This is a genomic window from Methylobacterium planeticum (assembly GCF_008806345.1).
Lineage (GTDB): Bacteria > Pseudomonadota > Alphaproteobacteria > Rhizobiales > Beijerinckiaceae > Methylobacterium > Methylobacterium planeticum.
The window spans coordinates 306,234-332,178 of record NZ_VZZJ01000002.1 but is presented as its reverse complement, the minus strand read 5'-3'; the positions used below and the strand labels follow the sequence as shown (position 1 = coordinate 332,178).

Annotated in this window: 22 protein-coding genes; 8 read left to right on the top strand and 14 right to left on the bottom strand. The window is 73.4% G+C overall.

All coding sequences use genetic code 11. The features are described 5' to 3' along the window. Nucleotides 1-13: 13 nt before the first annotated feature. The 6 genes from rlmN to F6X51_RS03420 all read right to left on the bottom strand — a co-directional run bounded on the left by rlmN (nt 14) and on the right by F6X51_RS03420 (nt 5,657). Entirely contained in the window at nt 14-1,303 is a 1,290-nt protein-coding gene (rlmN, locus tag F6X51_RS03445; protein ID WP_150961794.1) for a 23S rRNA (adenine(2503)-C(2))-methyltransferase RlmN, read from the bottom strand. 133 nt (nt 1,304-1,436) lie between these two features. Next, nucleotides 1,437-2,282 carry a 23S rRNA (adenine(2030)-N(6))-methyltransferase RlmJ gene (locus F6X51_RS03440; RefSeq protein ID WP_150961793.1) on the bottom strand — a complete coding sequence of 282 codons (846 nt, stop codon included), beginning with the start codon at nt 2,280-2,282 and terminating at the stop codon, nt 1,437-1,439. Between the two features lie 66 nt (nt 2,283-2,348). Beyond that, nucleotides 2,349-3,029, bottom strand: a complete 681-nt coding sequence (locus F6X51_RS03435; protein WP_150961792.1) for a ribonuclease T2 family protein — start codon at nt 3,027-3,029, stop codon at nt 2,349-2,351. A 124-nt stretch (nt 3,030-3,153) separates the two neighbouring features. Next, complete coding sequence (locus F6X51_RS03430) at nt 3,154-3,621, bottom strand: hypothetical protein (RefSeq protein WP_150961791.1); 468 nt, start codon at nt 3,619-3,621, stop codon at nt 3,154-3,156. A gap of 129 nt (nt 3,622-3,750) precedes the next feature. Continuing rightward, entirely contained in the window at nt 3,751-4,773 is a 1,023-nt protein-coding gene (locus F6X51_RS03425; RefSeq protein ID WP_150961790.1) for an extensin-like domain-containing protein, read from the bottom strand. A 77-nt stretch (nt 4,774-4,850) separates the two neighbouring features. After that, complete coding sequence (locus F6X51_RS03420) at nt 4,851-5,657, bottom strand: DUF2270 domain-containing protein (RefSeq protein WP_150961878.1); 807 nt, start codon at nt 5,655-5,657, stop codon at nt 4,851-4,853. A gap of 184 nt (nt 5,658-5,841) precedes the next feature. Between F6X51_RS03420 and F6X51_RS03415 the strand changes: the two genes are divergently transcribed. Next, the gene (locus F6X51_RS03415) at nt 5,842-7,101 is read left to right on the top strand and encodes an amidase (protein ID WP_150961789.1); all 1,260 of its coding nucleotides are present in this window, start codon (nt 5,842-5,844) and stop codon (nt 7,099-7,101) included. A gap of 6 nt (nt 7,102-7,107) precedes the next feature. Here the strand turns inward: F6X51_RS03415 and F6X51_RS03410 are convergent, their stop codons facing one another. Both F6X51_RS03410 and F6X51_RS03405 read right to left on the bottom strand, forming a co-directional pair. Further along, nucleotides 7,108-8,367 carry an AI-2E family transporter gene (locus tag F6X51_RS03410; RefSeq protein WP_150961788.1) on the bottom strand — a complete coding sequence of 420 codons (1,260 nt, stop codon included), beginning with the start codon at nt 8,365-8,367 and terminating at the stop codon, nt 7,108-7,110. A 690-nt stretch (nt 8,368-9,057) separates the two neighbouring features. Continuing rightward, the gene (locus F6X51_RS03405) at nt 9,058-10,077 is read right to left on the bottom strand and encodes a gamma carbonic anhydrase family protein (RefSeq protein WP_150961787.1); all 1,020 of its coding nucleotides are present in this window, start codon (nt 10,075-10,077) and stop codon (nt 9,058-9,060) included. Between the two features lie 233 nt (nt 10,078-10,310). Here F6X51_RS03405 and F6X51_RS03400 point away from each other — a divergent pair, with 233 nt between their 5' ends. Next, nucleotides 10,311-10,817, top strand: coding sequence for a molybdenum cofactor biosynthesis protein MoaE (locus F6X51_RS03400; RefSeq protein ID WP_246696591.1), 507 nt, complete (start codon nt 10,311-10,313; stop codon nt 10,815-10,817). A gap of 630 nt (nt 10,818-11,447) precedes the next feature. Here F6X51_RS03400 and F6X51_RS03395 read toward each other — a convergent pair. Beyond that, nucleotides 11,448-11,960, bottom strand: coding sequence for a TetR/AcrR family transcriptional regulator (locus tag F6X51_RS03395; RefSeq protein ID WP_150961877.1), 513 nt, complete (start codon nt 11,958-11,960; stop codon nt 11,448-11,450). 344 nt (nt 11,961-12,304) lie between these two features. Here F6X51_RS03395 and F6X51_RS03390 point away from each other — a divergent pair, with 344 nt between their 5' ends. Further along, nucleotides 12,305-15,718, top strand: a complete 3,414-nt coding sequence (locus tag F6X51_RS03390; protein ID WP_150961785.1) for an acyl-[ACP]--phospholipid O-acyltransferase — start codon at nt 12,305-12,307, stop codon at nt 15,716-15,718. Nucleotides 15,719-15,956: 238 nt separating this feature from the next. On the opposite strand, the gene phaR is transcribed toward F6X51_RS03390, so the two are convergent. After that, entirely contained in the window at nt 15,957-16,550 is a 594-nt protein-coding gene (gene phaR, locus F6X51_RS03385) for a polyhydroxyalkanoate synthesis repressor PhaR (RefSeq protein ID WP_150961784.1), read from the bottom strand. A gap of 308 nt (nt 16,551-16,858) precedes the next feature. On the opposite strand from phaR, the gene F6X51_RS03380 reads away from it, so the two are divergent. From F6X51_RS03380 to yddG, 3 genes are all read left to right on the top strand, one after another. Continuing rightward, entirely contained in the window at nt 16,859-18,043 is a 1,185-nt protein-coding gene (locus tag F6X51_RS03380; protein ID WP_150961783.1) for an acetyl-CoA C-acetyltransferase, read from the top strand. A gap of 342 nt (nt 18,044-18,385) precedes the next feature. After that, nucleotides 18,386-19,114, top strand: a complete 729-nt coding sequence (gene phbB / locus F6X51_RS03375) for an acetoacetyl-CoA reductase (RefSeq protein WP_150961782.1) — start codon at nt 18,386-18,388, stop codon at nt 19,112-19,114. A gap of 72 nt (nt 19,115-19,186) precedes the next feature. Then, on the top strand, nt 19,187-20,104 hold the full coding sequence (gene yddG, locus F6X51_RS03370) for an aromatic amino acid exporter YddG (protein WP_150961781.1): 918 nt from the start codon (nt 19,187-19,189) through the stop codon (nt 20,102-20,104). Nucleotides 20,105-20,111: 7 nt separating this feature from the next. Here the strand turns inward: yddG and F6X51_RS03365 are convergent, their stop codons facing one another. Genes F6X51_RS03365 through F6X51_RS03355 form a run of 3 tightly spaced genes read right to left on the bottom strand, consistent with a single transcriptional unit; the run spans nt 20,112 to nt 21,922 of the window. Further along, nucleotides 20,112-20,552 carry a cupin domain-containing protein gene (locus F6X51_RS03365; RefSeq protein WP_150961780.1) on the bottom strand — a complete coding sequence of 147 codons (441 nt, stop codon included), beginning with the start codon at nt 20,550-20,552 and terminating at the stop codon, nt 20,112-20,114. Between the two features lie 39 nt (nt 20,553-20,591). Beyond that, nucleotides 20,592-21,590, bottom strand: a complete 999-nt coding sequence (locus F6X51_RS03360; RefSeq protein WP_150961779.1) for a hypothetical protein — start codon at nt 21,588-21,590, stop codon at nt 20,592-20,594. Next, nucleotides 21,587-21,922, bottom strand: coding sequence for a hypothetical protein (locus tag F6X51_RS03355; protein WP_150961778.1), 336 nt, complete (start codon nt 21,920-21,922; stop codon nt 21,587-21,589). Before F6X51_RS03355 ends, F6X51_RS03360 begins: the two co-directional genes overlap by 4 nt. A 268-nt stretch (nt 21,923-22,190) precedes the next feature. Here F6X51_RS03355 and F6X51_RS03350 point away from each other — a divergent pair, with 268 nt between their 5' ends. Then, a complete protein-coding gene (locus F6X51_RS03350; protein WP_150961777.1) occupies nt 22,191-25,076 on the top strand; it encodes a phosphoenolpyruvate carboxylase in 2,886 nt (961 codons plus the stop codon). 169 nt (nt 25,077-25,245) lie between these two features. After that, on the top strand, nt 25,246-25,506 hold the full coding sequence (locus F6X51_RS03345; protein WP_246696590.1) for a hypothetical protein: 261 nt from the start codon (nt 25,246-25,248) through the stop codon (nt 25,504-25,506). 81 nt (nt 25,507-25,587) lie between these two features. Here the strand turns inward: F6X51_RS03345 and rpmF are convergent, their stop codons facing one another. Next, entirely contained in the window at nt 25,588-25,776 is a 189-nt protein-coding gene (rpmF, locus tag F6X51_RS03340) for a 50S ribosomal protein L32 (protein ID WP_003601373.1), read from the bottom strand. Nucleotides 25,777-25,945 lie beyond the last annotated feature (169 nt).

Below are 25,945 nucleotides of genomic sequence, written 5' to 3'. Positions count from 1 at the left end.
GCCCAGGCGATCCTCAATCCTCGTCGCTCGCGTACATCCGCTCGGCGCCGATGCCCTCCTCGAGCATCAGCCGGGCGCGGGCACGCATCTTCTCGGTCTCGCTCTTGAGCTGGCCGCAGGCGGCCAGGATGTCGCGCCCGCGGGGCGTGCGCACCGGCGAGGCGTAGCCGGCGTTGAAGACGATCTCGGAGAAGGCCTCGATCCGGTCCCAGTCCGAGCATTCGTAGCGGCTGCCGGGCCAGGGATTGAACGGGATCAGGTTGATCTTGGCCGGAATGCCCTTGAGGAGGCGCACCAGCTCGCGCGCATCCGCGTCCGAATCGTTGATGCCCTTCAGCATCACGTACTCGAAGGTGATGCGGCGGGCGTTGTTCAGGCCCGGATAGCGGCGGCAGGCGTCCAGGAGATCGGCGATCGGGTACTTGCGGTTGAGCGGCACCAGCTCGTCGCGCAGCGCGTCCCGCACCGCGTGGAGCGAGATGGCCAGCATCGCGTGCGCCTCCTCGCCGAGGCGCTGCATCTGCGGCACCACGCCCGAGGTCGAGACCGTGATGCGCCGCCGCGACAGGCCGAGGCCCTCCGGGTCCGACATCACGCCCACCGCGTCCACGACGTTGTCGAGGTTGTACAGGGGCTCGCCCATGCCCATGAACACGATGTTGGTGACGAGGCGCCCGGCCTCGCCGGTGCCGGTGGGGTCGCGCGAGGGCATCTGGCCGACCCAGTCGCCGAGCTCGTCCCGCGCCACCACGAGCTGCGCGGCGATCTCGGCGGCCGAGAGGTTGCGCACGAGGCGCTGGGTGCCGGTGTGGCAGAACGAGCAGGTCAGGGTGCAGCCGACCTGGCTCGAGACGCAGAGCGTGCCCCGGTCCGGCCCCGGGATGTAGACGCACTCGATCTCGGCGCCGCGGTTGTGGTCGTGCCTGCCGGTGGGCGCCATGCGCAGCAGCCACTTGCGGGTGCCGTCGCGGGAGACCTGCTGGCTCACCGTCTCGGGCCGGTCGAGGGTGTAGTGCTCCTTGAGCTGGGCCTTGAGGCCCTTGCCGACATTCGTCATCGCGTCGAAGTCGCGGGCGCCGCGGACGTAGAGCCAGTGCCAGATCTGGCCCGAGCGCATGCGGCTCTCGCGCTCCGGCACGCCCATGGCGAGGAGCCGCGCCTTGAGGCCGTCCCGGGTCAGCCCGACGAGAGAGGCGCGCACGCCCGGGAGCGGACCGGCCGCGACCTCCGCCTCGGGGACCTTCTCGATTGCCGGAATGGCGCTGCCTTCGCGCCGGGCGGTGTCGAACGACGCCGTCGCCATGATGGGTCCAGATCAGTTTGGAACGGGGATTTCCCCCGCCTATAGGCGATTCAGCGGGCAAACGCGAATGGTTGCGGGCGCCGTGCGCCGGATCGGGGGGATGCGTCCCGGGCAGGCCGGGCGGCGCGCCCGCTCAGGCCGGCGCGCCGATGGCCTCGCACCGGAAGGCGCCGTAATCCCCGAGCGCCAGGCGCTCGGCGAGGGCCGGCAGGAACAGGCTCGCATCGTCGGCGAGCGTCCAGGGCGGGTTGACCACGACGAGCCCGGTGCCGGTGAGGCGCAGGGCGTCCGGCCGGTCGATCATGAGGTCGAGGCGCAGGGCGGGCCGCTTCAGGACAGCGTCGAGACCGGCGATCATGCGCTCCAGCACGGCGATGTCCTTGATCGGGTACCAGGCCAGGAAGATGCCGGTCGGCCACCTCGCCACCGCCTTGGCGAGGCGGCTGCCGAGGCGGTCGAACTCGCCCGGCACCTCGTAGGGCGGGTCGATCAGCACGAGGCCGCGCCGCTCCGGGGGCGGGATCAGGCTGTTCAGCGCGGTCCAGCCGTCGAGATGCATCACCTTGGTGCGCGGATCCGCGTTGTAGCGCTCGCGCAGGATTGCCGCATCCACCGGGTGCAGCTCGACGAAGACGCCCTGGTCCATCGGGCGCAGGGCCTCGCGGATGAGGGCGGGCGAGCCCGGATAGGTGGTGGCGCCGTGCCGCGCCTGCACGGCCGCCACCGCGGCGCGATAGGGCGCCAGCAGGGTCTCGATCTCCTTCGGGAAGGGCTCGTCGAGGAGGCCCCAGCCCGCCTCCCACTCGCCGGTCCGCCCGGCCTCGTCCCCCGCGAGGTCGTAGAAGCCGAGCCCCGCGAAGGCGTCGATGGCCCGGAAGCCGGTGGGCTTGCCGCGCAGATGCGCGAGGACGCGGGCGAGCACGAGGTGCTTCAGCACGTCGGCGAAATTGCCCGCATGGAAGGCGTGCCGGTAATTCATGGCGCGCAATTCGGGGGAATCGCGGCGAATGTCCAGGGCCCTGATCGGCCCGCGCGCGAAGTGACCTCAGCGGGCCGCGTCGATGGCGACCTCGGGCGCGCGGCAATTCTGGCGCGCCACCTCCGGGCAGGGCGTGAAGCCGCGCAGGTCCTTGGCGAAGCAGATGCGGACCTCCTGCAGCTGGCCCCGCGCGCAGGTCACCGACATCATGTCCGGCCGCAACCCACGGTTCGCCGTCACGAAGGCGCGGGCGATCTCGACCGGGGCGGCGCGGCGGTCGGCCCCCGCCCCCCGGAACGCGTCCGGGATCGTCACCGCCATGCGGGCGTCCCTGGCGGCGCGGAAGTAGGCGGCGGGGTCGAGCCCCGAGCAGGTGCCGTGCTTGCGCCACTCGTAGCGGGCGAGCCCCTCGCTCGGATAGACCTCGCCCGCGACCTCCAGGGCCTGCCGGGTGGGGGCGCGCTCGACGGCCGAGCAGTTCTGCGGGTAGCCCCGCTCGTATTGCGGCCAGAGCCCGTGCACCACGAAGCCGAGGCCCCGGCCCGGCGCGCATTGGCGGTCGTCCCGGCGGGCGCCCGCGGTCTCGCAATAGGTCGGCGACCAGGACAGGGCGAGCACGTAGAAATCGAAGGCGCCCGGCGTGCCGCCCCCGCCGCGGCCCTCCCCGCGCCCGAAGCCGCCGAAATCCTGGGCCCCGGCCCCGGTGGCCAGGGGCACCGACGCGAGCACCGACGCGAGCGCCGACATGAGTGCCAACCTGGCCGCGAGGGCGCGGACGCCCAAACCTGCCGGCTTCATGACCATCCCCCGAAGGCAGAAGCGAGATAGCGGCGTCGGCCCCCCGGCCGCGCCGTTGCCGGACGGGCGGCCGTTACGGGCGCGCCATGCGGCAGGCCGTAGCGTAGGCGTAGGCGAGGTCGCGGTCGAGCCCGTGGACGCAGAACTCGACGCCCCAGGTCGAGCCGATGATGCCGAGGCTCTCGCGCACGGAATAGTCGACCCTGCGGCGGATGCCGTCCGAGGTCGTGGCGGTCGCCGAGCAGAACCGGCGCGGGTAGAAATCGACGCCCCAGGGACGCCAGGCGGTGCGCTCGATATGGTCATAGGCGACGATCGTCAGCGACGAGTTCCAGTACTTCGCCTCCTTCTCGGCGAACTGGGTCGAGACCTTCTCCAGCACGTCGGCGTCCTGGCAGCCCGGGATGTTCGCGTCGAAGGGGAAGATCCGCTCCTCGGAGGGCTCGATCTCCTCGCGTGCCGAGCGGGCGGCGGCGGGCTGCAGCGCGCTCGCGAGGAGGAGACCGATGCTCAAGGCGGCGAAGGTGGAGTTCGGGCGCATGCCGGCGTCTTCCGCTGGAATTCCTGATCGTCCAAGACGATGGCTCGGCCTATCGCCGTGTCAAGCTTGGGTGCGGTCCGGGCGCCGCTTTCGAGCCTGGGTGGGGTGTGCGGGGCACACCTGCAACCGTCAGTAGATCGGGCCGGCGCCGAGGCCGGGGGCAGAGAGCGAGAGCGGCTCCTCGAAGCCCGGCGCCGGCTCGTCGTAGGCGGGGACAGCGGCGACCCGCGGGGCCGGGGGGCGGCTCGGAGCGGGGCGCGCCGCCGGGGCGGAGGCGTAGGCGTAGGGGGGCTGCGCGGGCGCCTGCGGCGCGGCAGGCGCGCGGGCGACCCGGCTGGGCGTCTCGCGGGCCGACATCGGGGTCAGGCCGTAGGGATCGTCCTCCTCGATGTCGATCGGGGCCTGCGGCGGGGCGGGCTGGCGCTCGGGCGGGCGCGGGCGGGCGTAGGAGCGGGCGCCCTCGGTCCCGAGCTGCGGCGTGAACTTGATCAGCGGCTGGCAGATGCGCTTGAGGCCGCGGGGATCGTGCCGGGCGAGGTCCACGTGGATGTGGTCGTAGTGGAACACGTTCGAGCCCGGCGCCAGCACCGTGGTGAAGCGCTGGCAGGCCCCGAGGAAGACCTCGCGCAGGAAGCCCTGCTCGGCCTCGGTGCCGCGCCAGCCGCCCTTGACGGTGATGACGGAGCCGTCCGCGAGCTTGAAGGACATCACGTCGACGGCGTTGCCGAAGGAATGCTCCGAGAGCTTGGCGCCGGCCTGGTTGTTGCGGCCGCGGCAGGCGTAGGAGCCCGCGTTGATCTCCGCCACCGGCTGGCCGAAATAGAGGTTGGCGGCCGGCTGGATGGTCTCGGCGAGCCAGGCCTCGGCCTCCGCCAGCGCCGGGCAGGCCAGCGTCATGCGCTGCTTCAGCGCCACGGTCCCGTTGCCGAGGCGCGTGACCCGGAAGGGCTGCTGCATGCCGCAGGGGCCCGGGCCGTCGATCTCCTTGGCGAAGCTCATGAATTCGGTCGGCTGCACGAGGCGCTTCGACAGGCAGACCTGCTCCGCCTGGTCGCGCCAGGGCTCACGGCGCTCGAACTTGTTGAGCGCACAGCCGGTGAGCCCCGCGCCGAACAGCGCCAGGGCGGAGAACGCAATTACGCCACGCCACATGGCGCGTAAGATGCGCGCGGTTGTGTGAAGGGATCGTCAACGCTGCGGCGCGCCAGCCCCGCGCCGGGATGGCCCCCTCAGACGTGGACCTGCCCGTCCTCCCCGGCGCGGTCGCGGCGGATCGACCGGAGGGTCGCGGCCAGGAGGAGGCCGTAGAAGGCCGCCACGATGGCGACCACGAGCCAGCCGGGCAGCGGCCCGAGCGCGGCGTTGCCGAGGCCGTCCGCCAGCGCGTGCAGGAATTCGGGCACCGGCGCCGCGGCCTCGGCGCCGGGCTGGAGCTTGGCCGAGGTGATCTTGAGGACCCAGGCGAGCAGCAGGATCAGGAACATCCAGCAGTAGTTGCGCCGCAGGCGCCGCGACAGGGCGTCGGTCAGGCTGATGTGGAAGGCCGGCCGGCGCAGGTCCCGGCCGAGCTCCTCCGTCCAGGCGGGGCCGGGCGCGGGCGCGCAATCCTGAGCGCCGAAGACCTCGGCGTCGGGGTCCTGGGCGTCGAAGACCTGGGCGTAGTAGTGGCGCTCCATCCGGCGGACCCGGGCGCGGTAGACGTCGAAGAAGCGGTAGCGCCGCGCCTCGATGGCGAGCAGGAGCAGCACCAGCAGCATGGCGAAGAGCAGGACGCCGTGATGGGCGGTCGGGGTCGACAGCGACACCGACAGCATGGCGGCCACGACGGTGATCGCCCAGTTGGTGGTGCGGTCGATGCGGTCGCGCCAGCCGGCCATGCGGGCGATCTCGGCCCGGTGGTAATGGGCCAGCACCATGATGATCTCGCCCGAGCTGCGGGGCAGCGGCACCCGCGGGGATTCGGGCCCGGTCGCGGGCCCGGTCGCGGGCGCGGGCGGCCCGTCGCGGCCGGGGGCCGGCGGCGGCACCTGCGCCATGGTCTCCTCCCGGATCGTCCGGGCCACGTCGCGGGCCCGCTCGCCCCATCATGAACCCGGAGGCCCTGGACCTGTAGTTGCATTTTGCCGGGGTCCCGAAGCGGAACAAATCATGAGCGATCCGCCCGGGTCCGCCCGCTCCGTCCCGGTTGACACCCGCCGTCCCCCGCTCGACTGAACGCCCATGCTGTCCCTCGTCGATCTCCGCACCCGCCTCGCCTCCGGCAGCCTGAGCCCGGAGGCCGCGATCCGCCTCGCGCAGGAGGCCATCGCGGCGCACGAGCCCGCGGTCGGCGCCCTGGCGAGCCGGCTGGCGGACCCCCGGGTGCCGGGCGCCGGGCCGCTCGCCGGCATCGCGGTGGGGGTCAAGGACATCATCGACACCGCCGACCTGCCCACCGGGATGGGCTCGGCGATCTACGCGGGCTGGCGGCCGCGGGCGGACGCCGCCATCGTGATGCGGCTGCGGGACCTCGGGGCGGTGGCGCTGGCCAAGACCACGACCTCGCCCTTCGCGGGCCTCGACCCGACCGCGACGCGCAACCCCCGCGCGCCCGGCCGCACCCCGGGGGGCTCGTCGGCGGGCTCGGCCGCGGCGGTGGCGGCCGGGATGCTGCCGCTCGCCCTCGGCACCCAGACCGGCGGCTCGGTGATCCGCCCGGCCGCCTTCTGCGGGGTCGCGGCGATCAAGCCCTCGTTCCGGCTGCTGCCGATGGTCGGGGTCAAGACCGTCTCGTGGGCGCTCGACACGCTCGGCCTGTTCGGGGCCGGGATCCGCGACGTCGCCCACGCGCTGGCGCTCCTCGCCGACCGGCCGGCGATCGACCTCGGGCGCGGATCCGGCCTCGGGCCCGAGGCCGGATCCGCGCCCCGCATCGGCCTCGTCGCGCAGGATTTCGCCGGGGCGCCCGAGCCCGCGATGGCGGCGGCGCTGGCGCGGGCGGTGCGGGCGGCCGAGCGCGCCGGGGCGCGGGTCCGCGACTGTGCGCTGCCGCCGCCCCTGCCGGAGGCCTGGGCGGCGCACGGCACCATCCAGAGCTACGAGGCCCGCCAGGCCCTGGCCTGGGAATACGCCGCCCACCGCGCCGCCCTCGGCCCGGTGCTGCGGGGCCAGCTCGACGCGGCGCAGGACCTCACCGCCGAGGCCTATGACGGGGCCCGCCGCCACGCCCACCGGGCCCGGCGCGTCCTCAAGGACGTGTTCGGGGAGATCGACGCCATCCTGACGGTCTCGGCGCCGGGCCCGGCGCCGGAGGGCCTCGCCTCCACCGGGGACCCGCGCTTCAACCGGCTCTGGACCCTGATGGGCGTGCCCTGCGTCAACGTCCCGGTGCCGGGCGACGGGCCGCCGCTCGGCGTGCAGGTCGTCGCCCGCTTCGGCGACGACGGCCGGGCCCTGGCGGTGGCCCGGCTGATCGAGCGGGCGCTGGCGCGGGAGACCTGAGACGGCTCAGCTCGCCGGCTCGCCGAGCGTCTCCTCGACGTAGAGCTGCTCCAGCAGCACCTTGATCACGGCGAGCAGCGGCAGCGCCAGGGCGATGCCCCAGAGCCCGAACAGGACGCCGAGGAGCAGCTGCCCGCCGAAGATCGTGGCGGGCGGGATGTCGAGGGCCTGCTTCTGGATGAACGGCGTCAGCCCGTAGCTCTCGAGGGTCTGCACCGCGAGGTAGACGCCGACGGCGCCGAGAAGCGCACTCCAGCCCGAGGCGAGGCTCGCCAGCACGATCACGAGCCCCGCCACCAGGGGGCCGATGGTCGGGATGAAGGCGAGCAGGCCCGCCTGCAGGCCGAGGATCAGCGAGCCGCCGATGCCGAGGAGCCAGAGCCCGGCCCAGACGCAGAGGAAGATCACCGCCATGGTGATGAGCTGGCCGAACAGCCAGTGCCGCAGGGTCTCGCCCATGCCGTCGAGCACCTTGGCGCCCCGGGGCCGGTGGCGCGGCGGCACGAAGCGCAGGATCCCGTCCCGGTAGCTGCCGGGATCGGCCGCGAAGGCGACGCCCAGGAACACGATCACCAGGACGTTGCCCAGCGCGTTGAACAGGCCGAAGATCACCGTGGCGGCGGGGCCGAGCACGCTGCCGGCATCGGACAGGAGCGAGCCCGGGCTGCCGAGCGCCCCGGAGGCGAGGCCCCCGAACCCGCCGGCCTTCTGGCCTGCCGACTTGTCGCCTGCCGGTTTGTCGCCTGCCGGTTTCTCGACGCCCGGTTTCTCGCCTGCCGGTTTCTCGGCGCCGGACTTCCCGCCGCCGGACTTCTCGGCCCCCGGCTCCGGGGCGGCCTGGCCCGATCCGGCCTGGCTCTCCACCGCGTCGAGGAGCGGCAGGTCGACCCCGTGCTCCTTCAGCCAGCCGGTGACGGTGCCCGATTGCTGGCGGATGGTCTGGCCGAGGTCGCGCCCCTGCTGGGCGATGGTGGCGCCCCCGAAGGCCACGAAGCCGAGGCCGGCCGCCGCCACCGCGAGGCTGGCGATGCCGAGCCGCACGCCCCGGGGCAGCGGCAGCAGGTGCCCGAGCCCCCGGGTCAGCCCGTCGAGGAACACCCCGAGCAGGGCGCCGGCGAAGATCAGCATCAGGGTCGCGGCCGCCATCCAGGCGAGCGCCAGCAGCGCCGCGAACGACACCACCGCGATCCCGGCGAGCGCCAGCGGGCGGGTGCCCCGCCCGGGGCCGACCGGGGCGTCGACGGGCGTCGGGGGCTGCTGCAGCATCGCGAAAACCTTCGGGTGACGTCCGGACCCGCGCCGCCACGACGACGGAAGCGTTGCCGGGAAGGCGGCGGCACCCGCGTTGGTTCCCGATTCCCCGGTCACGCCCCGCGCCGCGCCCCCGCTCCCGCTCCCGGGCGGGAGAGATGGGGCGGGCCGCCGTCCGGAGTGAGTCGGGGTTCCGGGGTGGCGCGGGTGGCGCGACCGGCCCCCTCTCCCGTCCGGGAGAGGGTTGGGGTGAGGGGTGCGCGCTGTCCGGAGAGGTCGCACCCCTCACCCGGTCGGCTGTCGCCGACTCGACCTCTCCCGGACGGGAGAGGTGGGGCGGGCCGCCGTCCGGAGTGGGTCGTGGTTCCAGGGTGGCGCGGGCGTCGCGACGGGCCCCCTCTCCCGTGCGGGAGAGGGTTGGGGTGAGGGATGCGCGCTCTCCGGACATGTCGCACCCCTCACCTGTTCCGCTATCGCGGATTCGACCTCTCCCGGACGGGAGAGGTGGGGCGGGCCGCCGTCCGGAGTGAGTCGTGGTCCCGTGGTGGGCGCGGGTGGCGCGACGGGCTCCCTCTCCCGGACGGAAGCGGGCCGGGGTGAGGCGTGCGGGCTCTCCGGACGACGCGCACCCGCCACCGGTCCGCTCGCGCACACCCGGCCTCGCGCGCACGCGGCGGCGATCGCGCGGCGCGGGGCGGGCGGGCCTTACGCGATCTCCGCCTGCAGCCGGCGGTAGGCCCGGCCGTGGTCGCGGTAGCCCTCGACGATGCGGCTCATCATGGCGCGCTTGTCGGCGTCGAGGGGGCCGAGGATGCGGGCGGGGCGGCCGCCCCAGAGGTGGCCGCCCTCGAGGAGCTGGCCCGGATCGGTGGTGGCGCCGGCCGCCAGCATGGCGTCGTCGGCGATGACGGTGCCGGGGGCGATGGCGCAGCCGATGCCGATCAGGCTGCGGGCGCCGATGCGGCAATCGCCCATGCGGACGTTGTGGCCGATCGTGGTGTCGCGCCCGATGACGATGCCCTCGCCCCGGCTGCGCAGGACGCTGTTGTCCTGGATGTTGGTGTCGGCCCCGACCACGATCGGGCCGACCTCGGCGCTGAGCTCGCAGGAGAACAGCACGGTCGAGCCCGCCCCGAGGGCGATGCGCCCGCGCAGCAGCGCCGTGCGGGCCACGAACACGCTGTCCTCGACGGCGGGCTCGTCCGCGGGGGCCGCCGGGGCGCTGTCGCCCGCCGCCTCCCGCAGGCGCTCGGCCCGCTCGGCGATCTCCGCGCGGGTGATCGGCCGCTGCGGCCTGGCCGGGCTGCCCGCGTAGACGAAGCCCTCGGGCAGCTCGGCGCGGGGAAACACCGTGGCGCCGGCCTCGATCACGACCCCGTCCCCGATCCGGGCGCCGTCGAGGATCACGACGTCGTCCTCGATCACCACGTCCGAGCCCACCGCGCAGGCATGCACCACGGCGTTGCGCCCCACCGTGACCCGGTCCCCCGCGGTGGTGCCGTGCGCGAAGGTGGCGATGTGCACGGTCGAGCGGTGGCCGAGCCAGAAGCGCTCGCCGAGGACGACGCTCTGGCCGTCCGCCCGGATCACCCCGTTGTCGCCGATCCAGGCCTGCGCCCCGATCGTCGCGTCGCCGATCACGGTGCTGCCGCGCCCGCACCAGACGGGGCGGGCGGAGAAGCGCGGCAGGACGCCGTCATGGGGCAGGATCAGGTCGGGCGTCACACGGGTGGTCCTTCCAATCCGGCGCGGTCCCGTCCGCGGGGTCCGGGCCCGGGGCTCGGCCGGGGCTCGGGACGCGGACCGGGGCCGGCGCGGGGGCGCAGGCCTTGAGTCGCCCTGCCATATAGGCGCATGCGGGCCGGCGTTGAGTCGAGCCCGGCTTAACCGGGATGGCCGGACGTTGTAACCCACCCGTGCCCGCGCGGGCCCCGCCGCCGCGCCCTTTGGAGAGATCCGTGTCCGCTGTCCCCGAGGCACCCGCCGCCCCCGGCCCCGAGGCCGTCGGCATCCAGGCCGAGCCCTTCGACGTCGCCGCCGAGATCGCGCGGCTCTCCGCCGAGACGGCGGGCCGGGCCGGCGCCGTCGTCACCTTCACGGGCCTCTGCCGCGACGAGGGCGGGCGCCTCGCCGGGCTCGAGCTCGAGCATTACCCCGGCATGGCCGAGGCCGAGATCGGCCGGGTGGTGGCGGACGCGCGGGCGCGCTGGCCGCTCGCCGGCGTGCGGGTCATCCACCGCCACGGCCTCGTGGCGCCGGGCGACGGCATCGTCCTGGTGCTGACGGCCTCCGCCCACCGCACCGCCGCCTTCGAGGCCGCGAGCTTCCTGATGGACTACCTCAAGACCCGCGCCCCCTTCTGGAAGCGCGAGCACCGCGCCGACGGCACCACCGGCACCTGGGTCGAGGCCACCGCCTCCGACGACGCGGCGGCGCAGCGCTGGCTCCCGGGGGACGCCCCCTAGCGCGCCCCGCTCCTCTCCGGAGAGGTCGCCTCCCCCACCCGACCCGCTTCCGCGGGCAAACCTCGCCCGGACGGGAGAGGGGCGCGGCGTGCCGCCCGCGCCATTGAAGGACATGGAGCGGACAGCGGTGCACCCCACCTCTCCCGTCCGGGAGAGGTCGAGTGCGCGGCACGCGCACCGGGTGAGGGGTGCGACCTCTCCGGAGAGCGCGCACCCCTCACCCCAACCCTCTCCCGCTCGGGAGAGGGGGCGCGGCGTGCCACCCGCGCCACCCCGGAACCACGACTCACTCCGGACGGCTGAGCGCCCCACCTCTCCCGTCCGGGAGAGGTCGAGTGCGCGGCACGCGCACCGGGTGAGGGGTGCGACCTCTCCGGACAAGTCGCATCCCTCACCCCAACCCTCTCCCGCACGGGAGAGGGGGCGCGGCGTGCCACCCGCGCCAGCCCGGAACCACACATCACTCCGGACGGCAGAGCGCCCCACCTCTCCCGTCCGGGAGAGGTCGAGTCGGCGCCAGCCGACCGGGTTGAGGGGTTCGAGACGGCGCGGGGCGGCCGTGCCGCGCGCCAACGGGGGGCCGCCGGCCCGGCACCCGCGATGCGGCCGGGGCCGGGGATCACCCCCGAACTACCCCAGGAACCGCCCCACCAGCAGCCGGGCGAGGGCCTGCGGCGGCTCCGGGGTCAGCATGGCGAGCTTGCGCGAGGTCGAGAGGGCGGCGAGCCCGTGGAGGGCGGCCCAGAGGGCCGCGACCGCCTGGCGCCGCTCCGTCGCGTCCGGCAGGAGGGGCGCCAGCACCGCGTCCACGGGGGCGATCGCCTCGGCGAGCGCCGCCGCGTACCAGTCCGGGAAGGGCGCGCCCGGCGCCGTGGCGTAGTCCGAGACGAGACTCCAGACCGCCGGATCCGCGGCCACGAAGGCGAGGTAGGCCTCCGCCACGGCGAGGGCCGTCGCCCGCGGGGGCGCATCCGGCGGGATCGCCCCGGTCAGCGTCGCCCGGAGGCGCCGGAAGGTGCGGGCGTTGATGTGCAGCACCACCTGATCGAGGTCGCCGACCGCGTTGTAGATCGAATTCGGGGCGTAGCCGATCGCGGCCGCGAGCCGGCGCATCCCGAGGGCCCGCAAGCCCTCGGCCCGCACGATGGCCTCGGCCGCGCCGGTGACCAGGGCGAGGAAGCCCTCCCGGTCGTGCTCGCCCCGGGGCCCGGTGCCGCGGGCACTCGGGCTCCGCGGCTTCGCGGTGCTGCCACCTTTGCCTGCCACCGGTGCCTTTACCTTTTCCCGGCATCCTCCCCGGAGGTGTGCCGCCACACGCGCGGAGCGGTGTAGATTGCACGCTGTTCAAAATCAAGCTTGCGGGCCGGCGTGACCGGATCTAGTTTTTGCACGTCGTTCAAATTCGCCGGCGCCGAGGGGTGGGCGCGGCGGGATTTGACGCTTCACCGATCGGCAGGCAGTCATGCGCCTCGCCGGGGAGGGCAGCCATGTTCCGATCACTGATGACCGCGCGCCGCTTCGCGCCGCTGTTCTGGTGCCAGTTCTTCTCGGCCTTCAACGACAACTTCCTGAAGAACGCCCTCGCGTTCCTGATCCTGTTCAAGGTCAATGCCGGCGACCAGGCGCAGTCCGGCATGCTGATCACCCTGGCGAGCGCGGTCTTCATCGGGCCGTTCTTCATCCTGTCGGGCCTCGGCGGCCAGTGGGCCGACCGCTACGACAAGGCCGTGGTCGCCAAGCGGCTGAAATTCGCCGAGATCTTCGCGGCCGGCACCGCGGTGGTGGGCTTCTGGCTCGGCTCGGTGCCGGTCCTGTTCGTGGCGCTCGGGCTGTTCGGCACGATCGCGGCCCTGTTCGGCCCGATCAAGTACGGCATCCTGCCCGACCACCTGAGGCGCGAGGAGCTGCCCGCCGGCAACGCGCTGGTGGAGGCCGCGACCTTCCTGGCGATCCTGCTCGGCACCATCGTGGCGGGCCTCGCCATGGCGGCCGGGGGGGATGCGGCGGCCTTCGGCGCCCTGATCATGGGCTTCGCGGTGCTGTGCTGGCTCTCGGCCCGGCTGATCCCCCGGACCGGCGAGGGCGCCCCCGACCTTTACGTCGACCCGAACGTCGCGCGCTCGACCTACGACCTCCTGCGCGACCTCTGGGCGGATTCCCGCCTGTGGCGCGGCTCCGTCATCGTCAGCTGGTTCTGGCTCGTCGGCGCGGTGGTGCTGTCGCTGCTGCCCGTCCTGGTGAAGACCGGGCTCAACGGCTCCGAGACCGTGGTGACGATGCTGCTGGCGACCTTCTCGGTCGGCATCGCGCTGGGCTCCGGCCTCGCCTCCTGGCTCGCCAGCGGGCGCATCGTGCTGCTGCCGACGCCGGTCGGCGCGATCCTGATGGGGCTGTTCGGCCTCGACCTCGCCTGGACGGTGTGGCAGCTGCCGCCGGTCTCGGGGCCGATGATCGGCGCCGCCGGGTTCCTGGCGAGCGGCACCGGCCTGCGGGTCGGGTTCGACTTCTTCGGCCTCGCGGTGGCGGGCGGCCTCTACATCGTGCCCTCCTTCGCGGCGGTGCAGGCCTGGACCGAGAAGGCCAAGCGCGCCCGCGTCATCGGCGCCGTCAACGTGCTGACGGCGGCCTTCATGGTGGCCGGCACCCTGGCGCTCGCCGTGCTGCAGGGCGCGGGCTTCTCGATGGCGGCGCTCCTCGCCCTGGTGGCCATCCTCAACCTCGTGGTCGGCGCCGTCATCCTGGCGACCCTGCCCACGAGCCCGTTCCGCGACTTCCTGTCGATCCTGTTCCGGGCCTTCTACCGGCTCGAGGTGCGGGGCCTCGAGAATGTCGAGAAGGCGGGCCCGAACGCGATCGTGGCCCTCAACCACGTCTCGTTCCTCGACGCGCCCCTCGCCCTCTCGCTCCTCGACCAGGAGCCCGTCTTCGCCATCGACCACGGCATCGCGAAAGCCTGGTGGGTGAAGCCGTTCCTGCGGGTCACGAAGGCGATGCCGCTGGACCCGACGCGGCCGCTCGCCACCCGCACCCTGATCAACGCGGTCAAGAACGGCGAGACCCTGATCATCTTCCCCGAGGGGCGGCTCACGGTCACGGGCAGCCTGATGAAGGTCTATGACGGGGCCGGCCTCATCGCCGACAAGTCCGGCGCCATGGTGGTGCCGGTGCGCATCGAGGGCCTGGAGCAGACCGCCTTCTCGCGCCTGTCGCGGGCCCAGGTGCGCCGGCGCTGGTGGCCGAAGGTCACCGTGACGGTGCTGGAGCCGGTCCGGCTCGCGGTCGACCCCGCGCTGAAGGGCAAGGCCCGCCGGCAGGCGGCGGGGGCGGCCCTCTACGGCATCATGTCGGACCTCGTCTTCCGCACCACCGACATCGACCGCGGCCTCACCGAGGCGCTGATCGAGGCGGGGGACCGCCACGGCTGGCACCGCACCGCGGTGGAGGACCCGGTCACCGGCACGCTGACCTATTCGCGCCTGGTGATGGGCGCTACCATCCTGGGCCGCAAGCTGATCCCCCTCGCCCCCGTGGGCAAGCCGGTCGGCCTGATGCTGCCGAACGCCAACGGCGCCGCCGTGACCTTCTTCGCCCTGGCCTCGGCGGGGCGGGTGCCGGCGATGATCAACTTCTCGGCCGGGCCCGCCAGCGTGCTCTCGGCCTGCAAGGCGGCGGAGATCCGCACCATCCTGACCTCCCGGGCCTTCATCGAGAAGGGCCGCCTCGGCCCCCTGATCGAGGCGATCCGCGGGCAGGTCGACCTCGTCTACCTCGAGGACGTGCGCGCCACCATCGGGCTCGCCGACAAGCTCCGGGGCTTCCTCGCCCCCCGCCGGCCCCTGGTGGCGCGCCGGGGCGACGACCCCGCGGCGATCCTGTTCACGTCGGGCTCGGAGGGCACCCCGAAGGGCGTGGTGCTGGCCAACCGCAACATGCTGGCCAACACCGCCCAGGCCGCCGCCCGCATCGATTTCGGCCGCACCGACAAGGTCTTCAACGTGCTGCCGGTGTTCCACGCCTTCGGGCTGACGGTGGGGCTCGTGCTGCCCCTGGTCTCGGGCGTGCCGGTCTACCTCTACCCCTCGCCGCTGCATTACCGGATCGTGCCCGAGCTGATCTACGGCTCGAACAGCACCATCCTGTTCGGCACCGACACCTTCCTGACCGGCTACGCCAAGGCGGCGCATGCCTACGACCTGCGCTCGCTGCGCTACGTGCTGGCGGGCGCCGAGGCGGTGAAGGATTCGACCCGCCGCACCTACGCGGAAAAGTTCGGCCTGCGCATCCTCGAGGGCTACGGCGTCACCGAGTGCGGGCCGGTGGTGGCCCTCAACACCCCGATGTTCAACCGCTTCGGCACGGTCGGGCGCCAGATGCCCGGCATGGATGCGAAGCTCGAGCCGGTGCCGGGCATCGAGGCGGGCGGGCGCCTCTCGGTCCGCGGCCCCAACATCATGCTGGGCTACCTGCGGGCCGAGGCGCCCGGATTGCTGGAGCCGCCGCCCGGCGGCTGGCACGACACCGGCGACATCGTGGCGATCGATCCCCTCGGCTTCATCGCGATCAAGGGCCGGGCCAAGCGCTTCGCCAAGGTGGCGGGGGAGATGGTCTCCCTCGCGGGCATCGAAGCCCTCGCGGCCGAGCTCTGGCCGGACGCCCCGAGCGCGGTGGCGGCGGTGCCGGATGCCCGCAAGGGCGAGCGGCTCGTCCTGTTCACCGAGCGGAAGGGCGCGACCCGGGCCGAGTACCAGAGCTTCGCCAAGGGCCGCGGCGCCACCGAGATCGCGATCCCGGCCGAGGTGGTCGTCCTCGACCGCATCCCGATGCTCGGCACCGGCAAGATCGACCAAGTCAGCGTCACCCGCCTCGCCCGCGAGCGCGCCGCCGCGGCGGAAGCGGCCTGAGCCGGCCCGCCGGGCGTCCTCTCCAGGGCGGCGCCGTCCGGATGCGCCCCCTCTCCCGTGCGGGAGAGGTTTGCCCGCGGAAGCGGGCCGGGGTGAGGGGGGGCGACCTTTCCGGAGAGGTCGCACCCCTCACCCGGTCCGCTGTCGCGGACTCGACCTCTCCCGGACGGGAGAGTGGGGGGCAGCGCCGTCCGGAGTGAGTCGTGGGTCCGTGGTGGCGCGGGCGGATTGCCGCGCCCTACTTCTTCGCCAGCGCCTCGAGGCGCTGCTGCATCTCGGCCATCTGGCGCTTGAGGTCGTCGAGGTCGGTGCCGGCGGCGGGAGGGGGTGGGGCCGGGATGCTGGGGGGGCTCGGGATCTGGCTCGGCGGGCCGAAATTGGTGAACATCTTCATGGCATCGCCGAAGAAGCTCATGTTGGCGCGGACCTGCTCCTCCATGGCGTGCTGGAAGGCCGAGGGGCCGAAGCTCTGCGACAGCTTCTCGCGAAGCCCGTCCTGGTCCCGCGCGAAATTCGCCATCGAGAATTCGAGGAAGCTCGGCACCATCGTGCGCATGCTGTCGCCGTAGAAGCGGATCAGCTGGCGCAGGAAGGCCACCGGCAGCAGGTTGTCGTCGCCGGCCTTGTTCTCCTGCTCGAAGATGATCTGGGTCAGGACCGAGCGGGTGATGTCGTCGCCCGAGCGCGCGTCGTAGACGACGAAATCCTCGCCGCTCTGCACCATGGTCGCGAGATCTTCCAAGGTGACATAGGTCGAGGTGCCGGTGTGATAGAGGCGCCGGTTGGCGTATTTCTTGATGACGGTCTGATGTGCCTTGCCGTTTTCCGCCATCTCTGCGGTCTCTCCCCACCCGAACGTCGCGGCGCGGCCCCCCGGGCTGCCCCGGATGCAACCGGAGGCGACCATCGCGCCTGCGAGGAACCTTAAGACTTTCCCCCGCCGACGAAAACAGCAATCTGAGCCTCGTCCACGCAGAATAATGCCGACCACGGAATGTATCGTGTATTCAATCCTCCCCGTACGTCACGCACGGTTCGAGACCGTGCTTGACTTCATCAGGCCCAAGGCTTTCATCCCCTGAACGGCCTCAGAACGCGCGATCCGTCCAAGCAGCGCCGGCCGTGAGAGGAGAACGTCAGATGGCAGGCAGCGAAGAGATCGTCATCGTCGGTGCGGCGCGCACCCCGGTCGGCTCTTTCGGCGGCGCGTTCGGCAGCATGCCGGCGCATGAACTCGGCAAGGTCGCCATCAAGGCCGCCCTCGAGCGGGCCGGCGTCTCGCCGGACGACGTGGACGAGGTGATCTTCGGGCAGGTGCTCACGGCCGGCGCCGGCCAGAACCCCGCCCGCCAGGCCGCGATCGCGGCCGGCATCCCCGAGAAGGCCACGGCCTGGGGCCTCAACCAGGTCTGCGGCTCGGGCCTGCGCACCGTCGCGATCGGCATGCAGCAGATCGCCAACGGCGACGCCACCGTGATCGTGGCGGGCGGCCAGGAATCGATGTCGCTCTCGCCCCACGCCCAGTACCTGCGCGGCGGCCAGAAGATGGGCGACGTCAAGCTCGTCGACACCATGATCAAGGACGGCCTCTGGGACGCCTTCAACGGCTACCACATGGGCACCACCGCCGAGAACGTGGCGCAGGCCTTCCAGCTGACCCGCGAGGAGCAGGACGCCTTCGCGACCCGCTCGCAGAACAAGGCCGAGGCCGCCCGCAGGGAGGGCCGCTTCAAGGAGGAGATCGTCCCCGTCACGGTCCCGGGCCGCAAGGGCGACACCATCGTGGAGAACGACGAGTACATCCGCGACGGCGCCACCGTCGAGGCGATGGGCAAGCTGAAGCCCGCCTTCTCGAAGGACGGCACCGTGACGGCCGCCAACGCCTCGGGCCTCAACGACGGCGCGGCCGCGATCGTGCTGATGTCGGCCTCCGAGGCCGAGCGCCGGGGCATCACGCCGCTGGCCCGGATCGTGAGCTGGGCCACCGCCGGCGTCGACCCGAAGGTGATGGGCACCGGCCCGATCCCGGCCTCCCGCAAGGCCCTGGAGAAGGCGGGCTGGAAGCCCTCCGACCTCGACCTGATCGAGGCGAACGAGGCCTTCGCGGCCCAGGCGCTCGCGGTCAACAAGGACATGGGCTGGGACGACGCGAAGGTGAACGTCAACGGCGGCGCCATCGCCATCGGCCACCCGATCGGGGCGTCGGGCGCCCGCGTCCTCGTCACCCTGCTGCACGAGCTGAAGCGCCGCGACGGCAAGCGCGGCCTCGCCACCCTCTGCATCGGCGGCGGCATGGGCGTCGCCATGTGCATCGAGCGGCCCTGAGAGCCCCGTCCGGGCGGTCCCCGCGGGCCGCCCGGGCTGACAGGACGGGCCCGCTGAAACCCGGAACGGCTTTCCCGAAAAACCGCTTGAGGCCGCCGGCAATTAAATTGGCGTGCGGCCGAGCCCGGCGGCGGGCAGAATGGCGCATCCGCCTGCCGGTCCCCGGGCGCGCCGTCCGGTTGCCCGAGACCCGGTTCCCCAAGACCCGGTTCGCTGGGGCCCGGTCGTCGGCCGCACGACAGGAATCCTGAAGAATTCCAGGAAGCCGACCCAGAAACAGACCCAAGAAGCCGACCGAGAAACCGACCAAGAAGCCGACCCAAGAAACCTACGGAGGAAAACATGGCTCAGGAACGCGTCGCCCTCGTCACGGGCGGAACGCGCGGCATCGGCGCCGCCATCTCGAGGGGCCTCAAGGCCAAGGGCTACAAGGTCGCGGCCAATTACGGCGGCAACGACGAGGCGGCCAACGCCTTCAAGGCCGAGACCGGCATCCCGGTCTTCAAGTTCGACGTCGGCGATTTTTCCGCCTGCGAGGCCGGCATCAAGGCGGTCGAGGCCGAGGTCGGCCCCATCGACGTGCTGGTCAACAATGCCGGCATCACCCGCGACGGCGCCTTCCACAAGATGACCTTCGAGAAGTGGCAGGCGGTCATCCGCACCAACCTCGACTCGATGTTCACCTGCACCCGGCCCCTGATCGAGGGCATGCGCGCGCGCAACTTCGGCCGCATCATCCTGATCTCGTCGATCAACGGCCAGAAGGGCCAGGCCGGCCAGACCAACTATTCGGCCGCCAAGGCCGGCGTCATCGGCTTCGCCAAGGCCCTGGCCCAGGAGAACGCCAGCAAGGGCATCACCGTCAACGTGATCGCGCCCGGCTACATCGCCACCGACATGGTGATGGCGGTGGCCGAGGACATCCGCAACAAGATCATCGCGACGATCCCCACGGGCCGCCTCGGCGAGGCCGAGGAGATCGCCCGCGCGGTCGAGTACCTCGCGGCCGAGGATTCGGGCTTCATCACCGGCTCGACCCTGACGATCAACGGCGGCCAGTACATCGCCTGACGCCGGAACCCGGAGGGCGGGGCGGCCGGTGCCGTCTCGCCCTTCCCCGGCCGGCATGCTAGCGGCCGGGCCATGACCCGCTCCACCACGACCCGCTCCACCGCCACCCTCGTCGGATCCGGCGCGATCCTGCTCTGGTCGCTCCTCGCCCTGTTCACGGCGGCGTCGGGCGCGGTGCCGCCGTTCCAGCTCGCCGCCATGACCTTCTGCCTCGGCGGGCTCCTCGGCTGCACCACCTGGCTGGTCCGGCCCCGGGGGATCCGGGCCCTGCGCCAGCCCTGGCCCGTCTGGGCCCTCGGGATCGGCGGCCTGTTCGGCTACCACGCCCTCTACTTCACGGCGCTGCGCCTCGCGCCGCCGGCGGAGGCCGGGCTCCTCAACTACCTCTGGCCGCTCCTCATCGTGCTGCTCTCGGCCGGGCTTCCCGGCGAGGCGGGCCTGCGGCCGGCCCACATCCTGGGGGCGCTGCTCGGGCTCTCGGGCGTCGCCGCGCTCCTGGCGGGGCGGGGCGACCTGCATGTCGAGGCCGGCGCCGTGCCCGGCTACGCGGCCTCCCTGGCGGCGGCCTTCGTCTGGGCGGGCTACTCGGTGCTGTCGCGCCGGGTCGGGGCGGTGCCGACGGACGCGGTGGCGGGGTTCTGCCTCGCCACCGCGGCCCTGAGCCTCCTCTGCCACCTCGCCTTCGAAGAGACGGCCTGGCCGCAGGGGCCCGGGCCGTGGGCGGCGCTGGCGGCCCTCGGCCTCGGCCCGGTCGGGGGCGCCTTCTACCTCTGGGATGTCGGGGTGAAGCGGGGCGACATCCGCCTCCTCGGGATCGCGTCCTACGCCGCCCCGGTGCTCTCGACCCTGATCCTGGTGGCGACCGGCTACGCCACCGCCACCCCGGCCCTCGGCCTCGCCTGCGGGCTCATCGTGGCGGGCGCCCTCGTGGCCGCCCGCGCGGGCCGCCCCGTCCCGGCGGCGCGGCCCGCGCCGACGCTGCGGCGCTGACGGACGCTCACCCCCGCGGCGTCGGGCGCCAGTCGGGGGGCGCCATCTCGAACCCCTCGAAGCGGAAGGCCGGCGAGACCGTGCAGCCGACGAGGGTCCAGGCCCCGAGGCTGGTGGCGGTCTGCCAATGGCCCTCCGGCACCACGATCTGCGGATGCTGGCCGCGGGCGATGTCGGGGCCGAGGTAGCGGGCGCCGGCATCGTGCCCGTTCGGGCTCACGCTGAGGACCAGGGGCGCGCCCGCGTGCCAGTGCCAGATCTCGGTGGCGTCGACCCGGTGCCAGGCCGAGACCTCGCCGACGTCGAGGAGGTAGTAGATCGCGCTGCCGACCGAGCGGCCCTCGACCTCGCGCGGATCGCGGAAGGTCTCGCGGTAATGGCCGCCCTCGGGGTGCGGCGCGAGCCGCAGGGCGGCGATCACCGCGGCGGCCGTCATCGTGCCGGACATGGTCGAACTCTCCTCGCTGCGCCCCGTCGCCTCGCCGGCCTACTCGCCGATCGCCCCCTGCGGCAGGCTGAAGCCCGGCGGCGTCCGCGGGGCGGCCTTCTCGGCCTTGCCCGCGGGCTTGGCCGCCGCCTTGCCCGCCGCCTTGCCCGCCGCCTTGCCCGCCGCCTTCGAAGCCCGCCCGGCGCCGGGATCGCCCCCCTCCGCCGCGTCGGCGGCGCCGGCAGCCTTGTCGTCGGGAGCCTTGTCGTTGGGGGCCTTGGCATTCGGAGCCTTGGCCGCCGGGACCTTGGGCTCCGCCTTGACGGGGGGCGCCTCGGTGCATTCGCGGAAGCCGAGGCGGGCCAGGACCTCGCCGGATTCCGACACGACGGTGATCGGGTCCGGCAGGGCCGGCAGGCCGGCCTGCCAGTGGATCGGGGCCCCGACCTGCGCCTCGAGGGCGCCGGGTCCCGGCCCGCGGCGCAGGGCCCGCAGGTCCGGCCCGTAGGCGGTGGCGGACTTGCCGCCGATCGTCACCCCGAGGATCTCGGTCACCTCCGGGGTGAGGGGCCGCAAGGGGTTCTCGATCTCGGCCCGGCCCCTGCGCGTGACCCAGAGGACGAAACCCTTGTCGCCCTCGTAGCGGGCGGCCTGGGCGCCGCAGGCCGGGCTCGGCATCGCGGCGTTGAGGCCGGCCGGCGGCGGAACCGGGGCCGGCACCCGCGCGGGCGCCGCGGTCACGGGAGCCGCGGGCTTGGGCTCGGGCTTGGGCTCGGGCTTCGGCGCGACCTCGGTCTCGGGGGCGGGCTTCGGCGCGGACTCGGGTTTCGGCGCGGGCTTCGGCGCGGGCTTGGGCTTGGGCTTCGGTACGGGCTTCGGCTTCGGTGCGGGCTTCGCGGGCTTGGGCTTCGGCGGGGTCTCCGCCGCCGGCTCCTCCGCGGGGGCGGCCTCCTGCGCGCGGGCGCCCCCCGGCGCCAGGGCGGCGAGGGCGAGGCCGGTCGCCAGGAGCGCCGCGGCGAGGAGGCCGGCGGCGCGGGCGGATCGATCGTTCGGGTTCATCGTGTCTCGCTCGGGGCCCGGCCCGGCCCGTCCGCCGGCATCGGGTAGGACACCTGTCCGGAAACTTGGCCCGAACTTTGGCCCGAACCTTGGCCCGAACCTCGGCTCGGAGCCTGGCCTCTCGCCGGCTCCCGCGCGATCGGCTCGAGGTCGAGGATCTGCACCGTGCGGTCGATCGGGCTCTCGGGCCGGCGGATCGTGCCGAGCAGCATCTCGGTGTCGTCGTCGTCGAGCTCGTTCGGCATGCGCATGGGCGCGCGGCGGCTGCGCTTGGTCATGGACAGGACCATGACGCCGGCGATCGCGCAGGCCACCACGGCCGCAAGGATCATGAGGGTTTCCATACGGGCACCAGCGTTACCCGAAGGCCGCCCCCGTTGCATCCGGTTTGGTCGTCTCCGTCCGCGCCCCGGCGCCGGGCCGCACGGCGGCGCTTCGGAACGGTCCTTGCGTCGCGGGCCCGGCCCGTCGAGAAGACGGGCGAACCCGATCGCGGACGCGCCGGGCCCGCCGGAGGCCGGCTCGCCCGCCGCGCGTGCCCCGAAGCGTGTCCCCGAAGCGTGTCCTTGCGCGAGATGTCCCATGCCCGAAGGCCGATCGATGCGAACGGACGACCAGAGTCGCAGCCCCGATGAGCTGGAGCAGCATCTCCTCGGCCTGATCGAGGCCTCGCGCGAGCAGTCGAGCGAGGACCCGTTCCGCAACCCGGTCCTGGCCGTGACCCTCGCGATCACCCGCCGCTTCGACCGGGACGAGATCAACGCCGCTGACCTCGAGGCCCTGTTCGTGCGCCTGCGCGAGCAGGCCCTGGCCGAGCGGGCCGAGCGCCTGCGCGGCTATGTCGGCCTCGAGGCCGGGACGGATCTCGCCGCGGACGCCGCGATGCCGGCCCGCCTCGTCGCCGCGGTCCCGCGGCGGGCGGGGGATTTCGAGACCCTGCGCGACCTCGTCGGGCGCACCGCCTTCGCGGTGGTGTTCACCGCCCACCCGACCTTCGGCATGCCCAAGGCCGTGGCGGCCCTGATCGCCCAGGCCGCGAGCGAGCCGGAGCCCGGCGCCCGGGCGCCGATCATCGCCAAGGCGGCCGCGCTCTCGACCCGGCCCGACCCCGTCATCACCCTCGACGACGAGTTCGAGCAGGCCTGCATCGCGGCCAATCACGGCCGCAACGCCCTCGACGCCTTCAACGGCGCCCTCCTGGACGCGGCCCGGGCGCGCTGGCCCGACCGCTGGACGGAGCTCGTCCCCAAGCCCTTCGCCATCGCCTCCTGGGTCGGCTGCGACACGGACGGGCGCACCGATATCGGCTGGTGGGACACCCTGCGCTACCGCCTCGAATCGAAGCGGATGCAGCTCGACCGGGTGATGCGCCAGCTCCCCGACATCCCGGCCACCGGCGTGGTGCGCGAGCTGACCCAGGGGGCGCTCAGCGCCGTCAACCGCCAGCTCGCGGTGGCGCCGCGCCTCGGCACGCAGCCCTCCCTCGAGGCGGTGCACCGCTTCGCCCTCGCCCTCATCATCGAGCGCGAGCGGGCCCAGACCGATGCCGGAATCCTGCTCGCCGGCCTCGCGGGCGCCGTCGCGGCGGCGCCCGAGGCGGCGGACAAGCGCACCATCGCGGTGCTGCGCTCCGGCATCGCCACCCACGGCCTCTCGAACGCCCTGCCGCATTTCCGGCTCAACGCCAGCCAGATCCACAACGCGGTGCGGCGGGTGATCGACCTCGACGGCGAGCCCACCGACGCGGCCCAGCGCCGCTCGCACCTCTCGACCATCCACACGCTCCTCAACGACGTCACCCCGGTGGCGGTGGATTTCGGGGCGCTGGCCGCCGAGCGGGCCTCCGCCGCCCGGCTGATGATGACGATCACTCAGATCCTCAAGCACGTGGACGGCACCCACCCGGTGCGCTTCCTCATCGCCGAGACCGAGACCGGCTACACGCTGCTCGCCGCCCTCTGGCTAGCGCGCCATTACGGCATCGCCGACAAGGTCGAGATCACGCCCCTGTTCGAGACCGCCTCGGCGCTGGAGCAGGGCATCCGCGTCCTCGACGACGCCCTGCGCAACCCGCACTGGCGCCAGTACCTCAAGCGCATCGGGCGCCTGACGGTGCAGTTCGGCTACTCGGATTCGGGCCGCTACGTCGGCCAGCTCGCCGCCACCTTCTGGATCGAGCGCCTGCGCCTGCGCCTCACCGAGCTCCTCGTCCAGAACGACCTCGCGGGGGTCGAGCTCGCGATCTTCGACACCCACGGCGAATCGATCGGCCGGGGCGCCCACCCGACCTCCCTGCGCGACCGCCTCGCCTATCTCGCCCCCGAGGATGCGCGCCGCCGCAACCGCCAGGCGGGCATCCCGGTCCGCCTCGAATCGAGCTTCCAGGGCACGGACGGCTACCTGCTGTTCGGCACGCTCCCCCTCGCCACCGCGAGCGTCGCCCGGATCGCCGAGCACGTCTTCGCCCTCGACGTCGCGGAGGACGACGCCTTCGCGGACTACGTCCTCTCCGAGCCCCGCGCGGGGGCGGACGAGACCGACGACCCGATCTACGGGGCGGCGGATTTCGCCGCCGAGTTCTTCACCGTGGCGCGCCAGGACATGGAGGCCCTCGTCGACGACGCGGGCTACGCCGCGCTCCTCGGCACCTTCGGCCCGAGCCTGATCGACCGCACCGGCTCGCGCCCCGTCGCGCGCCAGTCGGATTCGGGCGGGCCCGCCATGATCACCCACCCGCGCCAGATGCGGGCGATCCCCAACAACGCGATCCTGCACCAGCTCGGCTACCTCGCGAACTCGCTCCACGGCATGGGCCGGGCGGCGGGCCGGGCGCCGGACCTGTTCCGCGACATGCGCCGCGACTCGGTGCGCTTCTCCCGCGCCTTCCGGATCGTCCAGCACGCCGCCACCGTCAGCGACCTCGACGTGCTGCGGGCCTATATCGACACCCTCGACCCCGCCGTCTGGCTGGAACGGGCGCGCCGCACCCAGAAGGACGGCCGCCGGGACGAGCTCGTGGTCATCGCGGGCGCGCTCGAGCGCCTCAACCTCGCCCCGGCCCTGCGCCGCCTGTTCGGCCGCCTCACCACCGACTGGCTCACCCTGCAGCAGGCGGCGCCGGACCTGCGCAAGATGTCGGTGCGCCTGACCCTGCTCCACGCGATCCGCCTCGCGCTGATCCACCGGATCTGGTTCCTGGCCGTCCACATCCCGGGCTTCCGCCCGCAGGCCGGCGTCACCCGCGACCAGCTCCTCGAGCGCTTCCTGCGCCTCGACATCGAGGGCTGCCTCACCCTCCTCGACGAGATCTTCCCGATCACCCCCGACCCGACCCTCGGCCTCAATTTCGGCGAGCCCGCGGGGCCCCGCGACGTCGGCACCTACGAGGCCGAGCATGGCGGCCTGTTCCAGCCGATCCACCGCATGTTCGTCCAGGTCCGCGAGATCTCCGGCATGATCCAACACGAGGTCGGCGCCTTCGGCTGAGGCGTGGGGGGGTGCGACCTGTCCCGAGCGGTCGCCCCCCTCACCCCGACCCTCTCGCGCACGGGAGAAGGGGCGTGCCGCTTCGTCACCCAGCAAAAGGTTGACGAAACGTTAACGTCGGTCCCACCTTTGCAGCGGCCGCGCGACGGGGCGCGGAGGGCCGGGGGTGATGGTGCAGGCTGGGACGGGGGATCCGGAAATGGCGCAGGCCGGCGCGGCGGCGTCGCGATCCGGCACGGAGGCGGGGTCGCGGGCGCTGACGGTCGTGGGGGAGGCGGCGGCCCGGGCCGGGCCGGTCGTCCGGCGGCCGCTGGCGGGATTCGTCGCGCAGTTGATCGTCAGCGCGGACCCGCGCCTGCGCCCCTCGCGCGGGGAGCGCACGCGGGCGGCGGCCTCCCTCTACGCGCAAGCCGCGCGGCGGCGCGCCTGAGGGACCGGTCTCGGGGTGATGCGGATGGCGCGCCGCGGCGGCGCGCCCGGGAGCCCGCGAGGCTGTCGCGGGCCGGAAGCCTCAGGCCTCGGCCGACTTCACCTTGAGAACCTGGCGGCCGCGATACATGCCGGTCTTCAGGTCGATGTGGTGGGGACGGCGCAGCTCGCCCGAATCCTTGTCCTCGACATAGGTCGGGGCCTTGAGGGCGTCGGCGGACCGGCGCATGCCGCGCCGCGAGGGGGAGGTCTTTCGCTTCGGAACGGCCATGACGAGGGTCCTGCTGGAACTGGCAAAGGTGCGCTCCGGCGGCCCCCGTCTCGGAGGATCGCCTCGCGCACCGTCATCAAACGGAGATTCGAGGGCGCGCTTATAGCGGCACCCACCCCGTCTGGCTAGAGCCGTCGCGCGGGGGCCGCCTGCCCATGCCGCAACCGGG

Excerpts from the sequence above, each read along its gene's own strand:
- rlmN (WP_150961794.1), bottom strand. The coding sequence starts at position 1,303 with ATGGCGACGGCGTCGTTCGACACCGCCCGGCGCGAAGGCAGCGCCATT.
- F6X51_RS03440 (WP_150961793.1), bottom strand. The coding sequence starts at position 2,282 with ATGAATTACCGGCACGCCTTCCATGCGGGCAATTTCGCCGACGTGCTG.
- F6X51_RS03435 (WP_150961792.1), bottom strand. The coding sequence starts at position 3,029 with ATGTCGGCGCTCGCGTCGGTGCTCGCGTCGGTGCCCCTGGCCACCGGG.
- F6X51_RS03430 (WP_150961791.1), bottom strand. The coding sequence starts at position 3,621 with ATGCGCCCGAACTCCACCTTCGCCGCCTTGAGCATCGGTCTCCTCCTC.
- F6X51_RS03425 (WP_150961790.1), bottom strand. The coding sequence starts at position 4,773 with ATGTGGCGTGGCGTAATTGCGTTCTCCGCCCTGGCGCTGTTCGGCGCG.
- F6X51_RS03420 (WP_150961878.1), bottom strand. The coding sequence starts at position 5,657 with ATGGCGCAGGTGCCGCCGCCGGCCCCCGGCCGCGACGGGCCGCCCGCG.
- F6X51_RS03415 (WP_150961789.1), top strand. The coding sequence starts at position 5,842 with ATGCTGTCCCTCGTCGATCTCCGCACCCGCCTCGCCTCCGGCAGCCTG.
- F6X51_RS03410 (WP_150961788.1), bottom strand. The coding sequence starts at position 8,367 with ATGCTGCAGCAGCCCCCGACGCCCGTCGACGCCCCGGTCGGCCCCGGG.
- F6X51_RS03390 (WP_150961785.1), top strand. The coding sequence starts at position 12,305 with ATGTTCCGATCACTGATGACCGCGCGCCGCTTCGCGCCGCTGTTCTGG.
- phaR (WP_150961784.1), bottom strand. The coding sequence starts at position 16,550 with ATGGCGGAAAACGGCAAGGCACATCAGACCGTCATCAAGAAATACGCC.
- F6X51_RS03380 (WP_150961783.1), top strand. The coding sequence starts at position 16,859 with ATGGCAGGCAGCGAAGAGATCGTCATCGTCGGTGCGGCGCGCACCCCG.
- phbB (WP_150961782.1), top strand. The coding sequence starts at position 18,386 with ATGGCTCAGGAACGCGTCGCCCTCGTCACGGGCGGAACGCGCGGCATC.
- yddG (WP_150961781.1), top strand. The coding sequence starts at position 19,187 with ATGACCCGCTCCACCACGACCCGCTCCACCGCCACCCTCGTCGGATCC.
- F6X51_RS03365 (WP_150961780.1), bottom strand. The coding sequence starts at position 20,552 with ATGTCCGGCACGATGACGGCCGCCGCGGTGATCGCCGCCCTGCGGCTC.
- F6X51_RS03360 (WP_150961779.1), bottom strand. The coding sequence starts at position 21,590 with ATGAACCCGAACGATCGATCCGCCCGCGCCGCCGGCCTCCTCGCCGCG.
- F6X51_RS03355 (WP_150961778.1), bottom strand. The coding sequence starts at position 21,922 with ATGATCCTTGCGGCCGTGGTGGCCTGCGCGATCGCCGGCGTCATGGTC.
- F6X51_RS03350 (WP_150961777.1), top strand. The coding sequence starts at position 22,191 with ATGCGAACGGACGACCAGAGTCGCAGCCCCGATGAGCTGGAGCAGCAT.
- F6X51_RS03345 (WP_246696590.1), top strand. The coding sequence starts at position 25,246 with ATGGTGCAGGCTGGGACGGGGGATCCGGAAATGGCGCAGGCCGGCGCG.
- rpmF (WP_003601373.1), bottom strand. The coding sequence starts at position 25,776 with ATGGCCGTTCCGAAGCGAAAGACCTCCCCCTCGCGGCGCGGCATGCGC.